At 67.0% G+C, this 24,234-nt stretch carries 17 protein-coding genes; 6 read left to right on the top strand and 11 right to left on the bottom strand.

Annotated features, from left to right (window positions below):
- Positions 1-15 precede the first annotated feature (15 nt).
- The 4 genes from O3305_RS10405 to O3305_RS10390 form a co-directional block, all read right to left on the bottom strand.
- On the bottom strand, positions 16-1,230 hold the full coding sequence (locus tag O3305_RS10405) for a Ca2+-dependent phosphoinositide-specific phospholipase C (RefSeq protein ID WP_269576329.1): 1,215 nt from the start codon (positions 1,228-1,230) through the stop codon (positions 16-18).
- A gap of 73 nt (positions 1,231-1,303) precedes the next feature.
- On the bottom strand, positions 1,304-3,682 hold the full coding sequence (locus O3305_RS10400; RefSeq protein ID WP_269576328.1) for a TonB-dependent receptor: 2,379 nt from the start codon (positions 3,680-3,682) through the stop codon (positions 1,304-1,306).
- Between the two features lie 102 nt (positions 3,683-3,784).
- A complete protein-coding gene (locus tag O3305_RS10395) occupies positions 3,785-5,119 on the bottom strand; it encodes an MFS transporter (protein WP_269576327.1) in 1,335 nt (444 codons plus the stop codon).
- A gap of 61 nt (positions 5,120-5,180) precedes the next feature.
- Complete coding sequence (locus O3305_RS10390; RefSeq protein ID WP_269576326.1) at positions 5,181-6,380, bottom strand: TetR family transcriptional regulator; 1,200 nt, start codon at positions 6,378-6,380, stop codon at positions 5,181-5,183.
- Positions 6,381-6,668: 288 nt separating this feature from the next.
- Here O3305_RS10390 and O3305_RS10385 point away from each other — a divergent pair, with 288 nt between their 5' ends.
- Positions 6,669-9,098, top strand: coding sequence for a glucose/quinate/shikimate family membrane-bound PQQ-dependent dehydrogenase (locus tag O3305_RS10385; RefSeq protein WP_269576325.1), 2,430 nt, complete (start codon positions 6,669-6,671; stop codon positions 9,096-9,098).
- A 197-nt stretch (positions 9,099-9,295) separates the two neighbouring features.
- Positions 9,296-10,486 carry a carbohydrate porin gene (locus tag O3305_RS10380; RefSeq protein WP_269576324.1) on the top strand — a complete coding sequence of 397 codons (1,191 nt, stop codon included), beginning with the start codon at positions 9,296-9,298 and terminating at the stop codon, positions 10,484-10,486.
- Between the two features lie 8 nt (positions 10,487-10,494).
- Here O3305_RS10380 and O3305_RS10375 read toward each other — a convergent pair whose 3' ends face one another.
- Positions 10,495-11,115: a TetR/AcrR family transcriptional regulator gene (locus O3305_RS10375; RefSeq protein WP_269576323.1), complete on the bottom strand. Its 621-nt coding sequence runs from the start codon at positions 11,113-11,115 to the stop codon at positions 10,495-10,497.
- Positions 11,116-11,198: 83 nt separating this feature from the next.
- Here O3305_RS10375 and O3305_RS10370 point away from each other — a divergent pair, with 83 nt between their 5' ends.
- Positions 11,199-12,518 (top strand): NAD(P)/FAD-dependent oxidoreductase, encoded by a 1,320-nt coding sequence (locus O3305_RS10370; RefSeq protein WP_269576322.1) that lies wholly within the window; start codon positions 11,199-11,201, stop codon positions 12,516-12,518.
- Positions 12,519-12,599: 81 nt separating this feature from the next.
- Here O3305_RS10370 and O3305_RS10365 read toward each other — a convergent pair whose 3' ends face one another.
- Genes O3305_RS10365 through O3305_RS10340 form a run of 6 tightly spaced genes read right to left on the bottom strand, consistent with a single transcriptional unit; the run spans position 12,600 to position 19,783 of the window.
- Positions 12,600-13,355 (bottom strand): ABC transporter ATP-binding protein, encoded by a 756-nt coding sequence (locus O3305_RS10365; RefSeq protein WP_269576321.1) that lies wholly within the window; start codon positions 13,353-13,355, stop codon positions 12,600-12,602.
- A gap of 3 nt (positions 13,356-13,358) precedes the next feature.
- Complete coding sequence (locus O3305_RS10360; protein ID WP_269576320.1) at positions 13,359-14,138, bottom strand: ABC transporter permease subunit; 780 nt, start codon at positions 14,136-14,138, stop codon at positions 13,359-13,361.
- Positions 14,135-15,112: an aliphatic sulfonate ABC transporter substrate-binding protein gene (locus tag O3305_RS10355; RefSeq protein WP_269576319.1), complete on the bottom strand. Its 978-nt coding sequence runs from the start codon at positions 15,110-15,112 to the stop codon at positions 14,135-14,137. Before O3305_RS10355 ends, O3305_RS10360 begins: the two co-directional genes overlap by 4 nt.
- Positions 15,109-16,047, bottom strand: a complete 939-nt coding sequence (locus tag O3305_RS10350) for a TauD/TfdA dioxygenase family protein (RefSeq protein WP_269576318.1) — start codon at positions 16,045-16,047, stop codon at positions 15,109-15,111. Before O3305_RS10350 ends, O3305_RS10355 begins: the two co-directional genes overlap by 4 nt.
- Before the next feature lie 20 nt (positions 16,048-16,067).
- Positions 16,068-17,408, bottom strand: coding sequence for an LLM class flavin-dependent oxidoreductase (locus O3305_RS10345; protein ID WP_269576317.1), 1,341 nt, complete (start codon positions 17,406-17,408; stop codon positions 16,068-16,070).
- Positions 17,409-17,410: 2 nt separating this feature from the next.
- Positions 17,411-19,783 carry a TonB-dependent receptor gene (locus tag O3305_RS10340; RefSeq protein ID WP_269576316.1) on the bottom strand — a complete coding sequence of 791 codons (2,373 nt, stop codon included), beginning with the start codon at positions 19,781-19,783 and terminating at the stop codon, positions 17,411-17,413.
- Positions 19,784-19,951: 168 nt separating this feature from the next.
- On the opposite strand from O3305_RS10340, the gene cysK reads away from it, so the two are divergent.
- From cysK to O3305_RS10325, 3 genes are all read left to right on the top strand, one after another.
- Complete coding sequence (gene cysK / locus O3305_RS10335) at positions 19,952-20,908, top strand: cysteine synthase A (protein ID WP_269576315.1); 957 nt, start codon at positions 19,952-19,954, stop codon at positions 20,906-20,908.
- A gap of 14 nt (positions 20,909-20,922) precedes the next feature.
- Positions 20,923-21,606: a DOPA 4,5-dioxygenase family protein gene (locus O3305_RS10330; RefSeq protein ID WP_269576314.1), complete on the top strand. Its 684-nt coding sequence runs from the start codon at positions 20,923-20,925 to the stop codon at positions 21,604-21,606.
- 244 nt (positions 21,607-21,850) lie between these two features.
- On the top strand, positions 21,851-24,211 hold the full coding sequence (locus tag O3305_RS10325) for an arylsulfatase (RefSeq protein WP_269576313.1): 2,361 nt from the start codon (positions 21,851-21,853) through the stop codon (positions 24,209-24,211).
- Positions 24,212-24,234 lie beyond the last annotated feature (23 nt).

Here is a 24,234-nt window from a genome sequence, read left to right as displayed (position 1 = left end):
CCGTGGTGTAACTCGTCAGCGCCCGAGCCGGCAGGCCTTAGGGGCGTTGACCGGGTTGCAGCGCGCTTCGCCACCACCGGGCAGTCGCACGACATAGCTGGTGCCATACGCGTTGCCCGGCTTGTAGAAGTCGGTCGAGACGATCTGCGCGCCGCTTGCAAAGGCCTGGTTGGCGCGGGTCGGGTCGTTCACCTTCGCCTCATAGGTTTCGATGTCGGCACGGGCGCGGACCAGATAGCCCTGCTTCACGCGCTCGGGAATCTCCCTGGCGCGGACATTGGCATTGTCGAGCAGCAGGAAAGCGGCATAGCTCTGCCCCGGCGTGGCGCGCAGGAAGGCCGCGCGGCCCTCCAGATTCTCGTGCCCGGCATGATAGGCGGCCAGCGCCTGGGGATCCATCGCGGTCAGCAGCAGGAAGACGAACTTGCCGCGCGACTGGGCAAGCGTCGGCCAGTTGTGCGCGAGCACGCCGGCCTCGAGCGTGGGATAGGTGCCGCGGACCTGGTCCGGCGTCACCAGCTTGTCGCGGCCGATCTCGCGGAAGATCGACTGGTCCATCTCGTCGAACGCGGCACGATCAAAGGCTAGGGGCGGGGACGAGTTCGGGAATACCGGCAATGCATCGCTTTTCGCTTCGACCAGAATGAAGATGGGAGCGTGATCCGGATGCGCATCGGACCAGGCGCGCAGCTGCTTCAGGCAGCGCGTGAACAGGTTGCAGCTCGATCGCACATCGAGATCGGCGACGTGGAACACCTTGAGGCCGGGCTTCTCCATGTCGGTGGCGTCATAGGGTAGCATCTGGCTGTCGCTGACGCCCTTGGCGCGCAGTGCGGCGAGACCTGCCGGATGGGCGTAGCGCCCGCCCTGGGGGTCGTTGTTGATGTCGATCTCGAGGCTGCGCATCCCGGCGTCCAGCTGGTCGGTCAGGCTGGGGTAGCGATAGCTCAAGCCTTCGCTCATGCTGGTGAAGTTGGGATGATATTCCTGCCAGTCGGCCTTCATCTTTTCGGGCATGGCCTTGGTGAAGGCGGCCAGCTTCGGGCCGAGCGTGGCATCAACCATCGCCAGCAGCTGCGGGTCGACGCCCTGCGAATAGCTGTTGTGGGTGCCGATCACCTGGATCTCGTTGAGCCGCACCTCGTCGGTGCGGGGCGCTTCCTGGGCAATGGCGATTGCGGCGGCGGTGCAGGTGGCGATCAGGCCGAGGCCGATGGCGAGCTTCTTCATGTCGTGCGTCCTTGGTGCGACGGATCGCGCGCCGCCCCCTGCCGATTGGCCCGGGAGCGGCGGCGAAGGCGCGTCAGAAGTTGATCTTGGCGAAGGCGCCGAGCGTCCGGTAGGCGTTCGGCGAGGTATAGTGCAGCAGGCCAAGCGGGCCGTAGATCTGCCAGCCGGTGGAATAATAGGTGTTCAGCAGGTTGCGGGCATAGACGCCGAACTCCACCGCGCCGTCCAGCTTGGCCAGGCTGACACGCCCGTTGAGCAAGCCATAGCCCGGGATCCGCGAATAGGTGGAATTGGGCGTCTTGGTGCCATCCGCGTTGCTGACCGCCGGGGCGAGGATGTCGTCGAGCATCGCACCGGTCACCGTCTGTGTGTCGCTGCGATAGCCATAGTCGAGATGCGCCTTGAAGTTCAGCCCGGCGCCGATCTCGTCGGCATAGTCCATCGTCACGCTAGCCTGCCATTCGGGCGCATTGGTAAGGCGCGTGCCGGTATAGTTGGCGGTCGGGCTGGCGACATAATCGGTGAAGGTGGCGTCGGTATAGGTAACCGAGCCGCCCAGCGTGATCTGCCGTGCCGGCTTGACCATGAGCGACGCCTCGATGCCGCGCGAACGCAGGCCCGGCGCGTTGCCGATCGCCGACGCCAGGATGAACCCGCCGATGCCGGTGCTCACCGGCGTCAGGATCGTCGCCTGGAAATCGGTGAACTTTGACGAGAAGGCTGCGAGGTTGAACCGGGCGCGGCGATCGAACAGCTCGCTCTTCAAGCCGATTTCCCAGCTCTTCACCGATTCCGGATTGTATGGATCGTAGCGGTTGCCGACAAAGGCGACGCCGCCCGGCTTGTAGCCCGTGGCATAGCTTGCATAGACCATCAGGTCGCGGCTGATCGTGAATTGCGGCGCGATGCGATAGGTGAAGCGGCCGCCCTTCTTCGATCCCGTGCGGAACGCCTCGGTCGGCCCGGCGCCGGTGGCGACGAAGATCGGCGAATAGCCGGTGATCGGCCTGGGATCGATATTGACGTAGCTGATCGTCTGGCTGTTCCAGTCGTAATTGTAGCGCCCGCCAAAGGTCACGCTGAACCGGCGCGCCGGCGTGATCTTGACCTGGCCGAACGCGGCCGCCGCCTCGTTGGTGGCGTCGAACAGCACGGCGTTGCCCAGCATCGCCTTGGTGATCGGATCGAAGGCGCCGGTCACCGCATAGAGCGTCGGCGACGGGACACCGGCAGGCGACAGCAGCGGCGTGCCGAGCGTGCCCCATTGCAGCTGGGTCTGCTTGGCATTCAGCTTGTTGTAGAAGGCGCCGAACAGATACTCGATCGTGCCGCCGGTGGGCGAGGCGAAGTGGATCTCCTCGCTGAACTTGTTCGTCTTCAGCCGGCCTGAATTGAACGGGATATAGGCATAGACGTTGCGGGGCAGCAGATCGGCGGGCGTGTCGTTGTCGAAACTCGTCTCGCGATAGGCGGTGATCGAGGTCAGCGTGTGCCGGCCCATCTCATAGTTCACATGGAGCGAGCCGCCCTTGTTGGTCGTGGTGTTGTGGCCCAGCGATCCGTCGGCGCTGTCGGCGTTCTCCGGCCCCGGGACGACGCCAAGCGCGATCTGCGCCGCGGTTAGCGCGGCGGCGGGCGCAAAGGTCGATCCGGCCGGGCCGCCAACGGGCACGCGGATGGCAGTGTCGATATGGTGGGTATATTCGCCGGCGAGCACCAGTTCGAGCGACGGCGCCGGCTGGAACAGCAGCTTGCCGCGCACGCCCCATTCGCTGACCAGGCCGAGATTGCGGTCGAGCACCACATAGCGGCCCTTGCCGTCCTGCCCCAGTGCGAAAGCGGAGACGCGCAGCGCGGCCTGATCGCTGAGCGGCACGTTCACGGTCGCATTGGTGTTGCGGTCGTTGCGCTCGCCATAGCTGGCATAGGCGGTGCCGGAGAACTGGCCGATCACCGGCTTGTTGGTGGTGATCGCGATCACACCCGAGGTCGAGTTCTTGCCGAACAGCGTGCCCTGCGGGCCCATCAGCACGTCGACGCGCTGGATATCGGTAAGGCCGATCAGGCCGTTGTCGCGCTGGGCATCCATCACGACGTCGTCGACGACGACATTGACCGATTTGGCATTGGAGAAATCGAACGAAATGCTGCCGACGCCGCGGATCTGGAAGGCGGCGCCCTGGGTGGGGTCATATTGAACGCCGGGCACGACATATTGCAGGTCGGTGAGCGAGGTGAAGCCGCTGTCCTCCAGCGCCTGGCCGCTGACCGAGGTGATCGAGATCGGCACCGATTGTGCCTTTTCCTGGCGGCGCTGCGCAGTGACGACGATGTCGGCGAGGCCGGTATCCCCGGAAGCCTCGCTCGTCTGTACGGGAGCGGTGTTGGCGTTCTGTGCAAACGCTTGTTCAGTAACGCCAAAGCCGCAGCCGAGCGTTGCTGCGCTGGCCATCAGCGCACGAAACAGGTCGGTTCTCATCCGAAATACCCCTCGAAGTCCCACCGATTCGGCGGGATACGGGGCACCTCCTATGGTGTATCCATGACGGCATAATTACACTTGTTCAGTAAGTGCCTCGGGAGTTGTGCGCATTGCTGAAGATATTCCGGCGGGCTCGTCCAGCGAGGAATCCGCCAGAATTCTGAGTGAAACCAACGTGATCAGCGCGGCTGCCGCGCCCGGGACGAGCAGCACCGGCGCGAACGTCTGTTCAGGCCCAAGGGCCGCGCGCGGGTCGAAGCCCAGGGTGCGATAGCCCGCGAACAACAGCCCCGAAGCGACGGCGCCACATAGATTGAAGGGCAGGTGGAACCCGGCATAATGCGCGGCTGCACGCTTCCCCGACGGCGAGCCTCCGGCATCGAGCCGCGCGCCGAGCAGCATCCGCAGGGCCATGAAGTCGATCGCGGAGGTCAGCCCGTACGGCACCGTCCACAGAATCAGCGCGACTGGCGAGCCGGCGGGCAGCAGCGGCAGGGCAAGCGCCAGGCCCAGATTCGCCCAGAGCGTCAGCCGCAGCAGCGCGTGCGCGCTGAGACTGGCGCCGATCCGGATCGCCGCCAGGATGCCAATGGCGGCGCAGATGGTCTGAACGAGGATCCCGGTTGGCGCCCAGCCGTGCAGCCCCAGGCCATTGTCGACCATGTAGAAATAGCCGGTGGTGGTGATCGCCGCATGTGCGCCGTTGAGCGCGAACAGCGCTGCCAGCCGGCGATTGCCGCTACTGGCGAACAGCAGCCACAACGGATCGAGCAGCGAGGCGAGCCGCCACCTGCCCGGCGCGGGCGCCTGGTCAGGCAACAGGGTGACGAGTGTGGCGTGCAGTACCAGCGCACCAAAGGCGACGGTGATCATGATGACGGTGAAAGGGGAGGGCCAGCTGGCGACCTGCAGTGCGCCGATCGCCGAAAAGCAGATACCGCCAGCGATCCCGAACAGCGTTCGCGTGCCGAATATCCGTCCCCGGGACCGGTTATCGTGCGCGGCCTCGAGTGCCCAGGCGCCGTGCGTGACGTTGCACAAGGCCCAGCCGACCACCAGCGCGACCAGTGCGACTGCCACCGAGGTGATCGATGGCGCGGTGCCCTGTCGCAGCAGTCCGGCGGTGCCGATCAGCACCAGCGCGGTACCCAGGATCATCCATAGTCGCCGCCGCCCGATCCGATCCGATCCGTGATCGCCCATCGATCCCGCGAGCAACTCGGCCGGAATCGACGCGAAATTGGCGAGCAGCACCAGCCAGCCGACAACACCGACCTGCAGCGCGAGTTCGCCGGAAAGATACGGTGCCAGGAACACCCGCCGGGCGAGGTCATAGCCTGCAAAGGCCAGCGACGGCAGCGACAGCACGACGAGGCGCGTGCCCGACAATATTTCCCGATCCGCCATCCCGCCGCACTCCGGCCCGGCGCCTATCAGCGGGTTGTGCCGTTTCGATGACTCCGTGCGCTCAGCCGGTCGACCGGGTCCGCCAGGTCTCCAGCGCGGCTAGGGCATGGGCAAAGTGCGCGCGATCGGCAGTCTTGCGCGCCATGCCGATCATGCCCATGCCGAAGGCGGCAATCGACAGGACCTGTCCGGCCGCGCGGTCGAAGCCCGCGCCGATACCGATCCCCATTGGCGCCATGTCGCTCGCGCGCCAGTTCTCGCCGCGCCTGCGCCGCATGTCGATCGCGTAGGGCAGCAGGCTGGGTTCGCGGGCACTGGCGAGCGCGATCATCGAGGTGGCCTTGACCAGGTCCTGGATACTGGTGTCGTTGGGGGGCGCGCCATTATGATCGATGCGGATATCACTCCGCCGGCTATGGAAGCGGGCAATGACCGCATGGAGGCCGGCCACCACCAGGGCGGGGCGGGCCCCGAAATGATAGACGACCGTGGAGGCCGGCACGCCGGCGGCAAGCGCGACCGAGCGGTGCGTGACGCTTTCGATGCCTTGCGAGACGATCAGGTCGGCGGCGCTGCTCGTGATCCGTTGGCGCTTCGCATCTTCTTCCTCGGCTGCCGGCGTCACGGCGGCATCGAGCCGGCTGATCAGCGATGCGATCACGGCGCCCTTGTCGGCATCCGCGCCTGGAAAGATGCCACTCGCAAAGCGCTGGAGGCACAGCGAACGGAGCAGCGCATATTTCGGATCGTCGCCGGCGCCGAGCGAGAATCCGGCCTCGTCCAGCACATAGCCGAGCGCCAGCTCGGCCAGCGCCGCGTCCCCGAAGATCAGTTCGGCCCAGAACCGCCCGGCATCGTCGAGCCAATCCTCGAGCACGGGCAGCCGATCGGGCCGCAACGCACGATCATGCACCAGCTCGATCAGGAGGATCGCCTGGCGTCGCTCCCGGGTCACCCATTCGTGCAGTGCCAGTTCGGCGATGGCGGCGCGCGAGGCGCTGTCCCTGGCGCCCACATCGCTCGCAAGCGCTCCCCATTTTCCGAAGAACACCAGGTCGCGCGCATGCGCTGCCTGCGTTACGCCCTCAACTAGCTGCTCCTTGCTGCCCATGCGCGCCGAGATGACAGGCACGCTTACGCCAAGGCTGGTCGCGAGTGGTCGCAGCGTCAGTTCGGCGAGTCCCCCGGACGCAATAAGATCCAGCGCCTGGTCGACGATCGCATCGACGGAAATACCAAGGGGAAGCGTTGATCGGTTCACGGGCACGCCGCGGGTCTATCGCAATCCCTTCTCCCGGTCACGATCCGCGAAGCATCGCGCGCGTTCCTCGTCGGGCTTGCCGCAAGGGTGCCAGGTCGGGTGGAAGACGCTGTGCCGGATTTGCCGGCGACCACTCCGCCGGGCCGTCCGGCTTGAACTTCGTCCCTGAATGTACTAACTGGTACACAGTTGACGTCGCCGCCGCGACGGTTCCGCGATTCGACGCGTCCCATCGCCCAACCGCATTCCGGCCTCCCCGACGATCGTTACGCAAGAAGGAGGTGCCGCATGTCGGGCACTAGACAATGGGCCAGCCTGCTTACACGCAGCTGGCTGGTGCTTTTAGGCCTGGTACTGCTCGCGGCGGGCCTGTTCTTTGCCATCGGCGGCGCCAGGCTGGTGAGCCTTGGCGGCAGTTTCTACTTCCTGCTCGCGGGTATCGCGCTGGTGGCATCCGGCGTGCTGATCGCGCGCCGTCGCTCGGCCGGCGCGCTGGTCTTCGGCGCCACCTTCGCGCTGACGATCCTCTGGGCGCTATGGGAAGTGGGCCTGAGCTTCTGGCCGCTGATCTCCCGCCTGCTCGCGATGGGTGTGGGGGCGACAGTGGTTGCGCTGTCCTATCCCTTGCTGCGTCGCGCACAGGGGCTGGCCCCGATGTGGCGCCCGGCGCTTGCGACGGGCGCCGTGCTCGGCATCGCCTCGGCGACCGGCTTCGGCGCGATGTTCGTGCCGCACCCGACCGTGGCCTTTGCCGGCACGCCGGGCGCGCTGCTTCCCGTCGATCCGGCACAGGCGCAGAAGGACTGGGCCGCCTATGGCAACACGCCGGGCGGCAGCCGCTTCGTCGCGCTGGACCAGATCACCCGCGACAATGTGAAGAACCTCAAGGTCGCCTGGACCTATCGCACCGGCGATGTCGCGGTGAGCGACGGCAATGGCGCCGAGGATCAGGATACGCCGCTGCAGATCGGCGACACCGTCTATATCTGCACTCCGCACAACAACGTCATCGCGCTCGATGCCGATACCGGCCGCGAGAAGTGGAAGGCGCTGATCAACGCGCATGCCTCGGTGTGGATGCGCTGCCGCGGCCTCGCCTATTTCGATGCGCGCGCGCCGCTGCAACAGCCGAGCCTGCCCGGCGCGACGCCGGTCGCCGCAGCCACCGTGCCGGAGGGTGCCGCCTGCCAGCGCCGCATCCTGATGAACACGATCAACGCCGAGCTGATCGCGCTCGACGCCGATACCGGCAAGTTCTGCACGGACTTCGGCCAGGGCGGCCGGGTCGATCTCAAGGCCGGCCTCGGCAACGCGCCCGACCCGCAATATCAGCTCACCGCCGCGCCGACGCTGGCCGGCACCACGGTCGTGGTCGGCGGCCGCATCGCCGACAATGTCCAGACCGACATGCCCGGCGGCGTGGTCCGCGGCTTCGACGTGATCAGCGGCAAGCTGCGCTGGGCGTTCGATCCCGGCAATCCGGCGATCACCGGCACGCCCCCGGCGGGACAGACTTATACGCGTTCCACCCCGAACGTCTGGTCTTCCATGTCCTATGACGCGGCCTCGAACACCGTGTTCATGCCGGTCGGCAGCGCCTCGGTCGACCTGTACGGGGTGCCGCGCACGGCTCTCGATCACAAATACGGCGCCTCGATCCTCGCGCTCGACGCCACTACCGGCCGCGAGAAGTGGCATTTCCAGACCGTCCACAACGATCTCTGGGACTTTGACGTGCCGATGCAGCCGAGCTTCATAGACTTCCCCATGCCCGGTCGGCCGGCCGTCCCGGCGCTGATCGTCGGCACCAAGGCCGGGCAGGTCTATGTGCTCGACCGCGCCACCGGCAAGCCGCTGACCAAGGTCGTCGAGACGCCGGTCAAGGCGGCGGGCATCCCCGGCGAACCCTATGCGCGCACCCAGCCGCGCTCGGTCGGCATGCCGCAGATCGGCGTGGGTCCGCTCGCCGAGAAGGACATGTGGGGTGCCACCCCGTTCGACCAGCTGCTCTGCCGCATCGCGTTCAAGGGCATGCGCTATGAGGGGCTGTACACCGCACCCGGCACCGACAAGTCGCTCAGCTTCCCCGGCTCGCTCGGCGGCATGAACTGGGGCGGCGTCTCGACCGATCCGACCACCGGCACCGTCTTCGTCAACGACATGCGGCTGGGCCTGTGGGTGCGGATGGTGCCGCAGACCGCCACACAGGCGGGCAAGAGCGGCGCGGCCGGCGAGGCGGTCAACACTGGCATGGGCAGCGTTCCGCTGAAGGGCACGCCCTATTCGGTGGTGAAGGATCGCTTCCTCTCCGCGCTCGGCGTGCCATGCCAGGCGCCGCCCTACGGCACGCTGACCGCGATCGACCTCAAGACGCGCAGCATCAAGTGGCAGGTGCCGGTCGGCACGGTGCGCGACACCGGCCCGCTCGGCATCCGCATGGGCCTGCCGATCCCGATCGGCCTGCCGACTCTGGGTGGCACGCTGGCCACGCAGGGCGGCCTCGTCTTCATCGCCGGCACCCAGGATTATTACTTGCGGGCCTTCAACTCGGCGAACGGCGCAGAGGTATGGAAGGCGCGATTGCCGGTCGGCAGCCAGGGCGGGCCGATGAGCTACCGCTCGCCGCGCACCGGCAAGCAATATGTCGTGATCACCGCAGGCGGCGCGCGCCAGTCCCCTGATCGGGGCGACTATGTGATCGCCTACGCGCTGCCCTGACCCGATGATCGGGAGCGCGGCCCGCCGCTGCGCTCCCGCCCTTGTTCAACACTGGATGATCCCGTGTCCGACGACACGGGAAGGAGGGCGCTTTGGCCCGGTACACACCGATATTCGCAGCGGCTTTGCTGTCCGCCGCCCCCCTTTCAGGAGCGCATGCCCAAGCGGAAGCGTCTGCGCCTGCCGAGCCGGGCCTGTTGTCCCCGGATCGGGAGACGCTCACCGGCGATTGGGGCGGCGCGCGCAGCGACCTGCGCGAGGCGGGGATCAGCCTCCGCGCCGATTATGTCTCCGAGACCTTCGCCGCCGTCGATGGCGGCCTGAAGCGCGGCACCGGCTATACCCAGCAGCTGCGCGCCGGCGTCGATGTCGATCTCGACAGGACGATCGGCTGGTCGGGCGCGCTCTTCCATCTCACGCTCAACGACCGGCGCGGCATCGGCGTCTCGTCGGATATCGTCGGCAACCGCCTGCCGATCCAGGAAGCGGCGGGCGGCAACTTCACCAAGCTCACCGAATTCAGCATCGAGCAGAATTTCGATAGCGGCCGGCTGAACCTGCGCGTCGGCTATTTCGCGATGGGCAATGACCTGGGCGGCATGGCGATCGGCTGCAACCTGGTGAACGCCGCCTTCTGCGCGCACCCGCTGGCCTTTTCGGGCGACACCGGCTGGTACAATTACCCCAATGCCCGCTGGGGCGCCGCGCTGCGCTATCGGCTGCGCCCGGATGTGACGCTGCGCATCGGCCTCTTCCAGGTCAATCCCCGCCTCAACGACCAGCATAATGCCTTCCGTCCCTTCGCCGGCGGCTCGACGGGCGTGCTGGTGCCGATCGAAGTCGAATATGATCCGGGCATCGGCAAGGACAGTCGCGTGCTGCCGGGCCACTACAAGCTCGGCTTCTACTATGACAGCTCGACGGTGGCGCGGCAGGGCCGCCCGGGCAGCGTTACCGGCCGCTACGGCGCCTATATCCTGGCCGACCAGATGGTGGTGCGCGGCAGCGGGGGCAGGGGGCTCTCTGTCTTCGGGCAGTTCGCCGCCAATCCCCGAGCATCGGCGCCGATCACCCGGTGGTTCGCTGCCGGCCTGGTCAAGACCGGCACCTTCGCCAGCCGCGATGCCGATACGATCGCGCTCGGCATCATCCAGGCGCGGGTCAATCCGCGGCTGCGCGACCTGCACGAGGCGTCCCAGGCCGTGCCCGACGGCTTCGTCTCGCTGCCGGCCGGCGAGACCGCGATCGAGCTGAGCTACGGCATCCAGCTGCGCCGCTGGCTCAGCATCCGGCCGGACGTCCAGTATATCCTCGATCCGGGCACCTTCGCCTTCCGCCGCACCCGCAACGCGCTGGCGTTCGGCAGCCAGGTCAAGGTCCAGTTCTGATGCAGGCGTCAGCGATCCGCGCGGCAATAGCGCAGGACAGTGTCGATCACCTGTTCGCGCCGCTGCGCGACGGCCGCCTTGCTCTCCATGTCCGCGCCGAAGATCGTGCCGAAAGTGTAGCGATTGGCAACGAAGTAGAAGGCGAGCGCGCTGATCGTCATGTGCAGGTCGGCGGCGTCGATGCCGGCACGGAAGCTCCCCTCGGCCACGCCGCGATCGAGCAGCGCCCGGGTACGCGGCAGCACCACTTCGTTGCGCCCTTCCGAGATCCCGCCGACATGCGGCCCGCGCCGCATGTTCTCGTCCATCACCAGCCGCACCAGCTCGGGATGGAGGAAGTGGAAATCGAAGCTGTGCCCGGTCAGTCGGGCCAGCGCCTCGATCGCCGGCAGCGCGTCGAGCCCGGTGTCGAGCTCGGCCGAGCGGAAGCCGCGATAGGCTTCGGTCAGCACCGCGCGGTAGAGCCCGTCCTTGCTGCCGAAATGATAGTAGATCATCCGCTTCGAGGTGGCCGTGGCCGCGGCGATCTCGTCGACCCGCGCGCCGGCAAAGCCCTTGTCGGCGAAATGCCGCGTGGCGATCGCGATGATCTCCTGGCGATTGCGTTCAGTGAAATTGTCGTCGGCCACATCCTGTTTTGCGATCCGCGGCGAGGCATTGCAACGTGCAACGCGCCGGATGTGACTCGAACGACCCAGACCGCGGAGCGAGCATGACAAGCGACAGGAAGATCCAGATCGTGATCGTCGGCGGCGGTGCCGCCGGCCTTGAACTCGCGCGCAAGCTCGGCAGCCGCTACGGCCGCAAGCGGCACGACATCATCCTGATCGATCGAAACCGCACCCATATCTGGAAGCCGCTGCTGCACGAGGTGGCGGCGGGCTCGCTCGATGCCAGCCTCGACGAGGTGGGCTATCGCAGCCACTGCCATCGCTGGGGCTATCGCTATCATTATGGCACGCTGGAGCGGATCGATCGCACCGCGCGCCGCGTCCATCTCGCGCCCGTGCTCGATCCCAAGGGGCGCGAAGTGATCGGCGCGCATACGGTGCGCTATGACTATCTGGTGCTGGCCTATGGCTCTGTCACCAATGACTTCGGCACGCCGGGCGTCGCCGAGAACTGCCTGTTCCTCGACAGCCAGGCCCAGGCGGACAGCTTCCGCGACCAGCTGCTCGATCATTGCCTGCGCGTGTCGCGCGCCATGTCCGAGGATCCGGCATCGGATGCGCGCGTGCGCATCGCCATTGTCGGCGGCGGCGCCACCGGCGTCGAGCTGGCGGCCGAACTCTACAACGCAGCCGACGGCCTCAGCTATTACGGGCTCGAGGTGTTCGACCGGAAGCGGCTGGACGTGACCCTGCTCGAGGCTGGGCCGCGCATCCTGCCGGCATTGCCCGAGCGTCTGGCCGATGCCGCGCGCGAGGAGCTGGAGGTGCTCGGCGTCAAGGTGATGACTGGCGTCGCCGTAACCGCCTCGACGCCGCTCGGCATGGAGACGCGTGGGGGCATTTTCGTGCCCGCCGATCTCCAGCTCTGGGCCGCCGGGGTGAAGGCGGCGCCGATCCGCGAGGGGCTGGACGGGCTGCGGCTGTCGCGCGGCGACCAGGTCATCGTGCGGCCGACGCTGCAGAGCCTGGACGACGAGCGCATCTTCGCGATCGGCGACTGCGCCTCCTATACGCCCGCCGGCAGCGATCGCCCGATCCCGCCGCGCGCGCAGGCGGCACACCAGATGGCGGACACCGCCTTCGCCAATCTTTCCCGCCTGATGGCCGGCATGCCGCTCAAGACCTTTGTCTACCGCGATCACGGTTCGCTGGTATCGCTCAGCCGCTTCTCCACCGTGGGATCGCTGATGGGCCGGCTGGTCGGCGGACGCATGGCAGTTGAAGGACGGCTGGCGAGGTTCGTCTATATGTCGCTCTACCGCATGCACCTGCTGGCGGTGCATGGCAGGATCCGCGGTGCGATCCTGATTTTAGTAAGCTATATCAACAGGTTCGTTCGCCCCAGGCTCAAGCTGCACTGAGAACTCGGCTCGGGGCGCAAAACCGTCCTTGGCCTGTACTTCGTGTACTTTCGCGGATCGCCGCCGGAACGGTGTAGGTAATCAGCGCCCGAGCAGCCGGTCGAGGATCAGCCCTTCCAGCGCCGCCAGCTCAGCATCGCCGTGGCGGCGTGGGCGGGGCACGGCGATCGGCAGGTCGAGCGCGATCCTGCCCGCTTCCATCACCACGACCCGGTCGGCCAGCGCTACCGCCTCGGCCACGTCATGGGTGACGAGCAGCGCCGAAAAGCCTTCGCTCGCCCACACGGTCTCGACCAGTGCCTGCATCTCGATGCGGGTAAGCGCGTCGAGCGCGCCGAGCGGCTCGTCGAGCGCGAGCAGGCGCGGCTGGCTGATCAGCGCGCGGGCAAGCGCAACCCGCTGACGCTGGCCGCCGGAGAGCGCGGCGGGCCATTGCTCGGCCTTGTCGGCCAGCCCGACTTCGGCAAGCCGGGCATCGACCAGCCGGTCGCGCTCGGCGGCATCGAGCCCGGTCGGCGCGCCTATCGCGACATTCTCGCGCACGCTCGCCCAGGGCAGTAGCCGTGGCTCCTGGAAAACCAGCCGTGCCGCGGTGAGGTCGACCTCGATGCCGCCGCCGCCCGGCTGGATCAGCCCCATGGCCGCGCGCAGCAGGGTGCTCTTGCCGCAGCCCGATCGGCCGACGATCGCGACGAATTCGCCGGGTTCGATATGCAGGCTCAGCCGGTCGAGCACCTGGTTCTGCCCAAAGGCGACGGAGAGCTCGCGGACGGCCACCGGCGCGCCGCTGACCGGGCGGTCAGCCTGTTCGACGAGACGAAGTGCGGGAAGGTTCATGGCTCAGGCCCTTGCGTAGGCGGGGTTCCAGCGGAGCAGGCGCTGCTCCAGCGCGCGGGTCAGGCTGTCGGCGAGCTTGCCGAGGCCGGCATAGACGAAGATCGCCAGCACGATGATGTCGGTCTGGCTGAACTCGCGGGCCTGCGTCGCCATGTAGCCGATGCCCGAATTGGCGGCGATCGTCTCGGCGACGATCAGGGTCAGCCACATGATGCCCAGGCCGAAGCGCAGGCCCACCAGGATCGAGGGAAGGGCGCCCGGGAAGATGATCCGGCGGAACAGCTCCCAGCGCTTCATCCCATAGACCCGGCCCATCTCGATCAGCTGGGGATCGACCGAGACCACGCCGTGATAGGTGTTCAGGTAGATGGGGAAGAAGATGCCCCAGGCGACGAGCAGGATCTTGGCCTGCTCGCCGATGCCGAACCACAGGATGACCAGCGGCAGCAGCGCGAGGTGCGGGATCGTCCGCACCATCTGCAAGGTCGGGTCGAGCAGCCTCCGCGCGAAGGGCGACAGCCCGCAGACCAGCCCCAGCACGAAGCTGATCGATCCGCCCACCACCAATCCGGTCAATGCCCGGGCGGTGCTCACGGCAAGATGGTGGATCAGCTCACCGTCGGCGGTCAGCTCGGCCGCTGCCTTCACCACGGCCGTCGGCGCCGGCAGGATCTGCGAGGGCAGCAGTCCCGTGGTCGAGGCGAGCTGCCAGACGACGAGTAGTCCCACCGGCACGATCGCCGGGACGAGCGGGCTTTCCTTCCAGCCGGCGCCCCGGGTCATGCCGGCTTCCAGCCGGTCCAGGCCGCCTTGGAGGCATCGACCCGCTTGGGCAGCACCCCGGCGTCGAACAGATAGTCCGAGACCTTTTGCTGGTTCTCGATCACCTCCGGGGTCACCGGATCGACGCGGAACAGGAAGTCCTTGTAGCGTGTCAGCATGCCGTCGAGCACCTGCGGTGGCAGCCGCGTCGCCTTGGCGACCTGGTCGCGATAGAAGTTGCGGTTGGCATTGCCCCAGGCGGCCTCCGCGCGCAGCTCGTCGAGCGTGGCGCGCAGCACATCGGTGCGGTTCCGGGTGAAATCGCCCGAGGCGATGTAGAAGGCGGTGGTGTTGAGCCCGGAGGCCGGCAACGGCACTTCACGGGCGCCGCCGCGGATCTGGGCGAGCGTGAAATACGGATCCCACACCACCCAGCCATCGACCGACCCATTGGCGAGCGCGGTCTGCGCGTCGCCGGGGGCGAGGCTGGCCGTCTGGATGTCCTTGAGGCCCAGCCCGACCTGCTTGAGCCCCGCTGCCAGCGCGAACTCGGCGGCGGAGCCCTTGGTATAGGCCACGCGCCTGCCCTTGAGCTGGGCGAGGTTCGTTACGCTCGACTTGGCCGGCACCAGCAACCCGCTGCCGACCAGGCCGGGGAAGCTCTGCGCGGCAACGAAGTTGAGGTCGGTTCCCGCCGCCTGGGCGTAGGCGACCGGAGTGTCACCGACCAGGCCGATATCGACGGCACCGGCGCGGATCGCCTCGATCAGCGGCGGGCCCGAGGCGAACTCGACCCACTTCACCGGCGCTATCCCGCGCTTATCCAGCCGCTTGGCGAACTCGCCCCGCGTCTCTGCGAGGAAGGGCACGCCGTTCTTCTGGGTGGCGAAGATCACGTCCTTGCGCTCGGGGCCGGCCTTGCGGCCGCAGCCGGCAAGGGCCAGCCCGGCGGCAGTGCCGCCGAGCAGGATGAGCGACTGGCGGCGCGAGATCATTCCGCTGCCTCCAGCAGCGCCTCGGGCGCGGGCAGGATCGCGCGGCTCGACTGGCCGTCGACGCCGACCGGCACATCGCCCGCCAGCGTCACACGGCGGACGACGCGGTGCTGGTCGCCATAATCGTCGATCGCATAATGCTGGGTGGCGCGATTGTCCCAGATCGCCACATCGCCTTCGCGCCAGCGCCAGCGCACGCTGTTCTCGAGCCGGGTCACATAGCTTTGCAGCCGATCGTAGAGCGCCTTGGAGTCCGCCTGCGGCAGTCCGACGAACTGTTTGACGAAACCGCCGAGCAGGAGCGTCCGCTCGCCGCTCTCGGGATGGACGCGCACCACGGGATGCTCAGTCTCGTACACCACCCGCGCGAACACGGCGGCGAAGCGCTTACGCTGCTCCTCGGTCGCGTCGGGGCGCTCGGCGGCATAGTCATAGGCATTGGTGTGGATCGCGCGCAGCCCGTCGGCCAGCTCGCGCAGTGGCTCGGGCAGGTCCTGATAGGCGGCGACGGTATTGGCCCAGACCGTGTCGCCGCCCGCCGGCGGGATCGTCACGCCGCGCAGGATCGAGGCGAAGGGATAGGCCGGCACGAAAGTGATGTCGGTGTGCCAGTGATTGGCGCGGGCGCCGTGGTGCGAGTCCAGCTCGAACAGGAAATTGCCGCGCGACGGCACGGTCGGGTGCTCGAACGGCGTGCCGAATGTCTGGCCGAACGCTTCCTGCCCGGCATCGTCGAGATGATGCTGGCCGCGGAAGAACAGCACCTTATGGCGCACCAGCGCGGCGCGGATCGCCGCCAGTGTTTCGGGCGGGAGATCGGCGGAGAGCGCGACCCCGCGCACTTCAGCGCCGATGCGCCCGCCGACAGGCACTACGTCGAGCGGGATCTGGGGGTCGGGCGTGTTCAGATAGGCACTGCGGGTAGAGACGGTCATGGCAGCTCTCCTTCGTTGGGTTACTCGGCAGCGGCGGCCAGCGCCGGGGTTTGGGGAAGGGGCAGGCCCAGATGGTCGCGCAGCGTCCGGCCCGCATATTCGGTGCGGAACAGTCCGCGGCGCTGCAGCTCGGGCACGACCAGTTCCGCGAACGCCTCCAGCCCCTGTGGCAGGATCGGCGGCATGATGTTGAAGCCGTCCGCCGCGCCCGCGGTGAACCAGTCCTCGAGCAGGTCGGCGGTCTCGCCGGGTGTGCCGACCACTGTCTTGTGCCCGCGCGCGGTGATGATCCGGGCGATGAGCTGGCGGATGCTCAGACCCTCGGCCCGCGCGGTATCGACCAGCAGCTTCTGGCGGCTCTGCCAGCCCTGGGTGGAGGCAGGCTCGGGCAGCGGGCCGTCGAGCGGATATTGCGACAGGTCGGTGCCCATCAGCCCGGAGACGAAGCCGATGCCGAGCCGCGGATCGACCAGCGCGAGCAGTTCGTCGTGCAGCTGCTGGGCTTTTTCCCGTGTCTCGGCGACGAAGGGCATGATCCCCGGCAGCACCAGCAGCTCGTCCGGGTCGCGGCCGTTCGCCGAAGCAGCGGCGCGCAGCCGGGTGCGGAAGGCGATGGCGTCCTCCCGCGATTGCTGGGCGGTGAAGACCAGCTCGGCAGTGGCGGCGGCGAGCGTGATGCCGTCGTCGGACGAGCCCGCCTGCACGATCACCGGATGGCCCTGCGGCGTGCGGTCGAGCTGGAGCGGCCCGGCGACCTTGAAGAACTGGCCCTCATGGTCGATCCGGTGGATGCGGGCGGGGTCGTAGAAGCGCCGCGCCTGCTGGTCCGCGATCAACGCGCCTTCGTCCCAGCTGTTCCACAGCGCCTTGACCACATCGACATATTCGCCGGCCCGGGCATAGCGATGGGCGTGCTCATATTGGTGATCGAGCCCGAAATTATGCGCCTCGGCGTCCGAGCCCGAAGTCACGCAGTTCCACCCGGCTCGCCCGCCGCTCAGATGATCGAGCGAGGCGAACTTCCGGGCGAGGTGATAGGGCGGGAGATACGTCGCCGAGACGGTGGCGACGAGGCCGATCCGCTCGGTCTGCGGCGCGAGCGCGGCGAGCAGCGACAGCGGCTCGAAATAATAGGGCAGGGCCGCCAGCGCCCCCAGTTCGGAAGGCGGCCCCAGCATCGCGACATTGTCGGCGAAGAAGATCGCGTCGAACTTCGCTGCCTCGGCCACCTGTGCCTGATGCGCATAGTGGCCGAGCCGGGTCAGTGCGCGCGGATCGGCCGATGGGTGCAGCCAGGCGGCGGCGTGATGGCCGACTCCCATCAGGAAAGCGCCGAGCCGCATCTGCCGATCGCGCGCCATGGTCAGAACCGCGCCCGCGCGGTGGTGCCGAAGGTGCGCGTCTCGCCGAGCACCTTGATGAACGGCGTGATCGCGGTCGCCTGGCCGATGCCGACGGCATAGCGCTTGTCGAACAGGTTGCGGCTCCAGAATTGCAGCGAATAGCGACCGTCGGCGCTACGGATCCCGATGCCGGCATTGGTAAGGCCATAGCCTTCCTGCCTGCCGTACACGGAGACGGCGCTCAGCAGGTTGGTCTCGCTGCGATAGGTCTGGTTGACATAGCCGAACAGGCCGAGCGCATCGGAGACGGTGTTGTCGTAGTTGAGGCTGAACTGGCCGCTCCATTTCGAGGAGCCGGGTATGCGCGTGCCCGACAGGTTCACCGAGGGCGCGACATTGCTGAGCTCCACCGGCGGCGGCGCGTTGGTGTAGGAGCGGAAGGTCGCGTCGTTGAACGATCCGCTCGCCGAGGCGCTGAACCCGCCGCCGAGCCTGGCCGACGCTTCCAGCTCGACGCCGCGCAGCCGGGCACGCGCCGCATTGCCGAGGAAATAGCCGAGCGCGACCCGGTTGGGATCATATTGCGTCGCCTGGAAGTCCTTGATGTCGTTCCAGTAGAAATTGACGTTGAAGGTCACCTTGCCGCCGGCCAGCGTCGTCTTGATGCCGGCTTCGTAAGCGGTCGACTTCTCCGGATCGATGATCACCGGCTTGCCCGGCGTCGCGCCCAGATTGGCCGCGCCCGACTTCTCGCCATAGCTGACCGAGGCATAGAGCAGCACGTCGTCGGAGAGCTTGAACGACGGATTGACCAGCCACGACCAGCTGCTGGTGGTCTTCTCGTCGGCAACCGCGAAGATCCCGCCGAACGCGTTGACGATCGCCGTGCGCGCCGGGGCGAGCGTGGCCGGCAGCGCCGAACCGCCAAAGACGGTCGCGGTGTTCGACGCCTTCTTGTTCTCGCGGGTGAAGCGCAGGCCGCCGGTCAACGCCAGCCGGTCGCTCGCATGCCAGGTAAGCTGGCCGAACGCCGCGCCGCTGGTGACTTGGAGCTTGCCATATTGGTCATACTCCACGCCATCGAGGATCGCCGGGAGCAGCGCGGCGGCGGGCAGCGCCCCGGTGAGGAAATACTTCGTCGAGTCCGCCTGGAAGATCGAGCGGTTGTTGCTGACCAGGTCCTCGCGCAGGAAATAGCCGCCGAACTGATATTCGATAGGATTGCCGGCGGCCGAGGCGATCCGGATCTCCTGCGAATATTGATCGACATCTACGTCATAGCCGGCGCGCAGGATCGAGAAGGGCGAGAGGTCGCTGTCGTTATGCGGGCGGAAGCGCAGCTGCCGCCAGGCGCTCACTGCGGTCAGGGTGGGGCCGCCCAGGTCGATCGTCAGCTCGTTCGACAGGCCGTTGACCCGGGAGTCGATCCGCTCCTGGGTGTTGAGATTGGCGTTCTGGCCGATCCTGTAGCTGGGCGTGTAGCCGAAGATCGATTTGAGCTTGTTCTCCCAGGCGCCCGAGCGGACCGCGCCATTGGCGAAGGTTGTCGCGTCCGCGAAGCCGGGATAGTAATTATTGTACTCGCTGGTCTCGTAATGCTCGCCGATCAGACGGCTGGTCACCGGGCCGCTCTGGAACAGCAGCTGCCCGCGTGCCGCCCAGCGGTTCACATCGAGATATTTCTGGCCGTCCTGGGCATTCTTCGCCCAGCCATCCGAGCGATCGACATAGAAGGTCGCGCGATAGGCCAGGGTGTCGCCGATCAGCGGGCCGGTCGCGTTGGCGCGGATCTGGAAGCGGTTCTGGTTGCCATAGCCCGCCTCGAGATTGAGCTCGGGGGTGAAGCTCGGCCGCTTGGTCGTGACGATCAGCGCGCCGATCGTGGTGTTCTTGCCGAGCAGCGTGCCCTGCGGCCCGCGCACCAACTCGACATGGTCGAGGTCGACGAAATCGAGCCAGCTGAAGCCGACATGGGTGAAGAACACATTGTCGACGATCAGGCCGACGCCCGATTCCGCGCCGTCATTGCTGGCATTGCCGCCAAGCCCGCGGACATAGAGGCCGGATACGCGGGTGTTCTGCTGAACAGCGGCGAAATTGGGTAGCTTCGCCGCGAAATCGCCGACGCGGTAGATATGCTGGTCGGCCAGCTCGCTGCCCGAGACCGCGCTGATCGCGACGGGCACGTCCTGCAGTTTCTCCTCACGCCGCCGCGCCGTGACCAGGATTTCCTGGCCGGTGGCGTGCTGCGCTTCCTCGTCGGCGACGGGATCGTCGGCGGTCGCCGCGACGGGCTTTGGTTTGTCGTCATCGGCAGCCCAGGCCGGCGCGGAAGCGACCAGGGTGAGAGCGGTGGCGGCCAGTGCGAGAACCCGGATCTTCCTGTTGTGCATGTTCGTGCCTCCCTTATCTCTATCATTCTAGTAGAGATTAAATGGGGCAACCGGAGTTCGGCTTCACCGCGGTGAGCTAAAACTATCAGGACCGCGTCGCGCTGAGCTGGCTTATTATCCATCAATCTAGTAGGATATAAATCCGGCCCTGAGAAGAGGGAGGCGCGCGTGAGGGCGAGCAGCATTCTCGAGACGATCGGCAACACGCCGCATATCCGTGCGTCGCGGCTGTTCCCGGATGCGAAGGTCTGGATCAAGGCCGAGCGATCGAATCCCGGTGGGTCGATCAAGGACCGCATCGCGCTGGCGATGATCGAGACAGCCGAGCGCAAGGGGTTGCTTCGTCCGGGCGGCACGATCATCGAGCCGACCAGCGGCAATACGGGCATCGGGCTCGCGCTGGTCGCGGCGGTGAAGGGCTACCGGCTGATCCTGGTGATGCCCGAAAGCATGAGCGTGGAGCGCCGCCGGCTGATGCTGGCCTATGGCGCCAGCTTCGATCTCACCCCGCGCGCGCAGGGCATGGCTGGCGCGATCGACCGGGCGCATGCGCTGGTGCGCGCGACGCCGGGCGCGTGGATGCCGCAGCAATTCGACAATCCGGCCAATATCGATGCGCATGTCCGCACTACCGCCCAGGAGATACTGGCGGACTTCCGCAGCGATCCGATCGACGCGATCATCACCGGCGTCGGCACCGGCGGGCACATCACTGCGCTGGCGGAGACGCTCAAGATGGAATGGCCGACGCTCCAGGTCTTCGCGGTTGAGCCCGAACTTTCGCCGGTGCTTTCCGGCGGCGCGCCGGGTCCGCACCCGATCCAGGGCATCGGTGCGGGGTTCATCCCGGCCAATCTCCATGCCGACATGCTCGATGGCGTGATCCAGGTCAGCGCCGACGAAGCGCGCGGCTTTGCTCGCCGCGCGGCATGCGAGGAGGGGCTGCTCGTCGGCCCTAGCTCCGGCGCGACCCTTGCGGCGATTGCCCGCAAGCTGCCCGAGTTGCCCGGCGCGAACATCCTCGGCTTCGCCTATGACACGGGCGAGCGCTATCTCTCGGTGCCCGATTTCCTTCCGGAAGAAGCGGCGCCGGAATTCACCCTGGCCGGCGTCCGCGCCCATTGACCGGAGAAGCTTCCATGTCGCTCGATCCCGATTTCTTCAACGAGCGCGACGACCAGATGTGGGCCGATTTGCTGTCGCCCGGGCGTCGCGCGCTATTGGGAGGGGGCGCGGCGGCACTGGCCGCAATCGGCCTTGCGCGAGGCGCGGAGGCGCAAACCACGCCCGCGCCGGCCATACCCGTCGCACCGCAGGCCACCGGGCGTAGCCCCTGGGGCTATGAGACCTACAAGGAGGCGACACCCCGCCCGAAATCGGTGCGCCCCGGCGAAGCCGTGCTGCCATCTAGCCCGCGCGCCTATACCGACATCAAGAGCTACCACGCGCACATCTATTTCGACGAGGACAGCTACGAAAAGGCGGCGCTGATCCGCAAATGGGCGGCCGAGCGATTCTCCGTCGAGCTCGGCAACTGGAACCTCGAGCCGCGCGGGCCGCATGTCACGCCGTCCTTCTATTTCGGCTTCACCAACGACCAGCTGCCGGTGATCGTCCCCTGGTTGCAGCTCAACAGCCTCGGCCTGACGATCCTGCTGCATCCGAACACCGAGGATCCCCGCGCGGACCATCTCCACTACGCGCTGTGGGTGAACCGGTCCCAGCCGGTGAATGCATACGGCATGCATGCGTCCGGGCCCGGTGAGCCGAAGGTGGAGCAGATCTACCCGAACACGCGGCCGAGCGTCCGTCCCGAGGTCTGAACGAAAAAAAGTGGCCGCGCCCTGCGGGATGGGGCGCGGCCAAGACCTGAGCTTGGGGGGAATGAACCTCGCTCGGGGAAGCGATGAAACCGGACGAGAGCGGCTGCCGGCTTCATCGGCACGGCGATAATTCCTATCGATATAGTATGAATTGAAAAGCAAGTTCGGCTTTTGCGGCCTAAAGCTCATCTCCTGTATCTCTACTTATTAAGTAGAGTATCATCGATTCCGACTGGAGGGGCTCATGACCATATTCCGCCGCACGCTGTTGCTGTTGTCCGCTTCGAGTGTTTCCCTGGCCGCGCCGCTGGCGGCCGAGGCGCAGACCGCGCCCGGCGGGAGCGAGGGATTCACCGGCAGGATCGCGGTTAAGCGGGCGGACTCGGTGCCGGCCTTTCCCCGGCGTCCCGAGGCACCGAAAGGCGCGCCCAATGTCGTGGTGATCCTGCTCGACGATGTCGGTTTCGGCGCGACTTCGACCTTTGGCGGCCTGGCCCGCACGCCCAATCTCGACGCGCTGGCCAGGGACGGGGTGCGCTACAATCGCTTCAACACGACGGCGATCTGCTCGCCCACCCGGGCGGCGTTGCTCACCGGGCGCAACCAGCACCAGGTCGGCTTCGGCAATCTGCAGGACATCGCGGCCGGCTTCCCCGCCTACAACTCGATCTGGAAGAAGGAGACCGCGTCGATCGCGCGGATCCTGCATGACAATGGCTACAGCACGGCCGCGGTCGGCAAGTGGCACAACACGCCGCAGTGGGAGATCTCGTCCGCGGGGCCGTTCGATCGCTGGCCGACCGGGCTCGGCTTCGATCATTTCTACGGCTTCATGTCGGGCGAGGACGATCAGTGGGAGCCGCATCTCTATGACAACACCACACCGGTGGAATCGCCGCAAAAGGCTGGGCTCGGCTATCACCTGACCAGCGACCTGGTCGATCATGCGCTGCGCTGGGTGGACGAGCATGACGCGCTGGCCGCCGCCAAGCCCTATTTCCTCTATTTCGCCACTGGCGCGGCGCACCAGCCGCACAATGCCCCGGCCGACTGGATCGCCCGCAACAAGGGGCGGTTCGATGGCGGCTGGGACAAGTATCGCGAGGAGGCCTTCGCGCGGCAGAAGCGGCTCGGCGTCATCCCCGCCAATGCCCAGCTCACCCCGCGCCCCGAGGGATTGCCCGCCTGGGATAGCCTGAGCCCGGACCAGAAGAAGCTCTATGCCCGCCAGATGGAAGTCTATTCGGCCTTCGTCGAGCATACCGATGCCGAGGTTGGCCGGCTGATCAAGGAGATCCGCAGCCGCCCCGGCGGCCAGAACACGCTGATCTTCTACATCGTTGGCGACAATGGCGGCAGCGCCGAAGGCGGGCTCGACGGTTCGATCGCCAACGAGGCTGCCTCGGGCACCGGGGGGCAGGCGAGCGCGGCGACCCAGCTGGCTCAACTCGACAAGTTCGGCGGCCCCGATGTCGCCAATCACTATGCCGCGGGCTGGGCCTGGGCGACGACCACGCCGTTCCAGTGGATGAAGCAGGTTGCCTCGCATTTCGGCGGTACCCGCAACCCGCTGATCGTGTCCTGGCCGGGGCATACCGATGTGCCCGGCTCGGTGCGTGGTCAGTTCGGCCATGTGAACGACATCGCGCCGACCATCCTCGACGCTGCCGGCATCGCCTTCCCGGAGAGCGTGGACGGCGTGAAGCAGATTCCGTTCGAGGGGCACAGCCTCGTCCCGACCTTCAAGGATCCCAAGGCGCCCGAGGCGCATCGCGAGCAGTATTTCGAGATATTCGGCAACCGTGCGCTCTATCGCGACGGCTGGGTGGCGGCGGCGCGCCGGCCCTATCTGCCCTGGAAGCTGATCGAGTCCGGCCTCAGCGTCTACACCAGCGACCCCGCCACGGATCGCTGGGAACTGTACCATGTCGATCAGGATTTCAGCGAAGCGAACGACCTGGCGGGCAAGGAACCCGCGAAGCTTGCCGAGCTCAAGGCCGAGCTCGAGAAGGAAGGGCTGCGTAACGGCGTCTTCCCGCTGCTGCCGGCCCCGGTCGGCGCGCCGGGCCTCTACGACAAGGCGGCTACCCGCTTCGCCTGGCAGGCGGGCATAGGCCAGCTGCCGCGCAACGCGCTTCCCGACCTCTCGGGTCGCGCGCATCGTTTCGAGGTGGATATCAAGGGGGACGCCGCCACCGGCAGTGGCGTGCTGCTCGCCGAAGGCGGCCGGCTTGGCGGCTTCGCGCTCTATGTGAAGCAGGGCAGGCTGGTGTTCGAGAACAACGCCTATGGCCAGTCCCACCAGACGGTGGTCGCGGGCGAGGCATTGCCTGCGGGGCCGCTTACCGTCGCCTATGAATATGTGCCCGATCAGGCCACCGCCAAGGGCACCTTGTTCAACCCGTCGGTGCCGGGCACGGTCACGCTCTACCTCAACGGCAGGCAGGTCGCCTCGGGGCCGATCGGCAAGTTCCTGACCGCCGTCGGTGCCTATTCCGAGGGTTTCGACATCGGCCTCGATCGCGGCTCGCTGGTCAGTGCCGACCCGGCGGGGCAGGCGCGCTACACCCAGACGCTCGGCGAAGTGCGGCTGCTGCTGAAATAGCGGGCAGGGGGCCGGTTCGGCCG

Origin of the sequence: Sphingomonas sp. NIBR02145, assembly GCF_027359115.1 — a bacterium.
GTDB lineage: Bacteria > Pseudomonadota > Alphaproteobacteria > Sphingomonadales > Sphingomonadaceae > Sphingomonas > Sphingomonas kyeonggiensis_A.
This window is presented reverse-complemented; position numbering and strand designations above follow the sequence as displayed.

Coding starts and splice junctions, on each gene's coding strand:
- O3305_RS10405 (WP_269576329.1), bottom strand. CDS start 1,230: ATGAAGAAGCTCGCCATCGGCCTCGGCCTGATCGCCACCTGCACCGCC.
- O3305_RS10400 (WP_269576328.1), bottom strand. CDS start 3,682: ATGGCCAGCGCAGCAACGCTCGGCTGCGGCTTTGGCGTTACTGAACAA.
- O3305_RS10395 (WP_269576327.1), bottom strand. CDS start 5,119: ATGGCGGATCGGGAAATATTGTCGGGCACGCGCCTCGTCGTGCTGTCG.
- O3305_RS10385 (WP_269576325.1), top strand. CDS start 6,669: ATGTCGGGCACTAGACAATGGGCCAGCCTGCTTACACGCAGCTGGCTG.
- O3305_RS10370 (WP_269576322.1), top strand. CDS start 11,199: ATGACAAGCGACAGGAAGATCCAGATCGTGATCGTCGGCGGCGGTGCC.
- O3305_RS10365 (WP_269576321.1), bottom strand. CDS start 13,355: ATGAACCTTCCCGCACTTCGTCTCGTCGAACAGGCTGACCGCCCGGTC.
- O3305_RS10360 (WP_269576320.1), bottom strand. CDS start 14,138: ATGACCCGGGGCGCCGGCTGGAAGGAAAGCCCGCTCGTCCCGGCGATC.
- O3305_RS10355 (WP_269576319.1), bottom strand. CDS start 15,112: ATGATCTCGCGCCGCCAGTCGCTCATCCTGCTCGGCGGCACTGCCGCC.
- O3305_RS10350 (WP_269576318.1), bottom strand. CDS start 16,047: ATGACCGTCTCTACCCGCAGTGCCTATCTGAACACGCCCGACCCCCAG.
- O3305_RS10345 (WP_269576317.1), bottom strand. CDS start 17,408: ATGGCGCGCGATCGGCAGATGCGGCTCGGCGCTTTCCTGATGGGAGTC.
- O3305_RS10340 (WP_269576316.1), bottom strand. CDS start 19,783: ATGCACAACAGGAAGATCCGGGTTCTCGCACTGGCCGCCACCGCTCTC.
- O3305_RS10330 (WP_269576314.1), top strand. CDS start 20,923: ATGTCGCTCGATCCCGATTTCTTCAACGAGCGCGACGACCAGATGTGG.
- O3305_RS10325 (WP_269576313.1), top strand. CDS start 21,851: ATGACCATATTCCGCCGCACGCTGTTGCTGTTGTCCGCTTCGAGTGTT.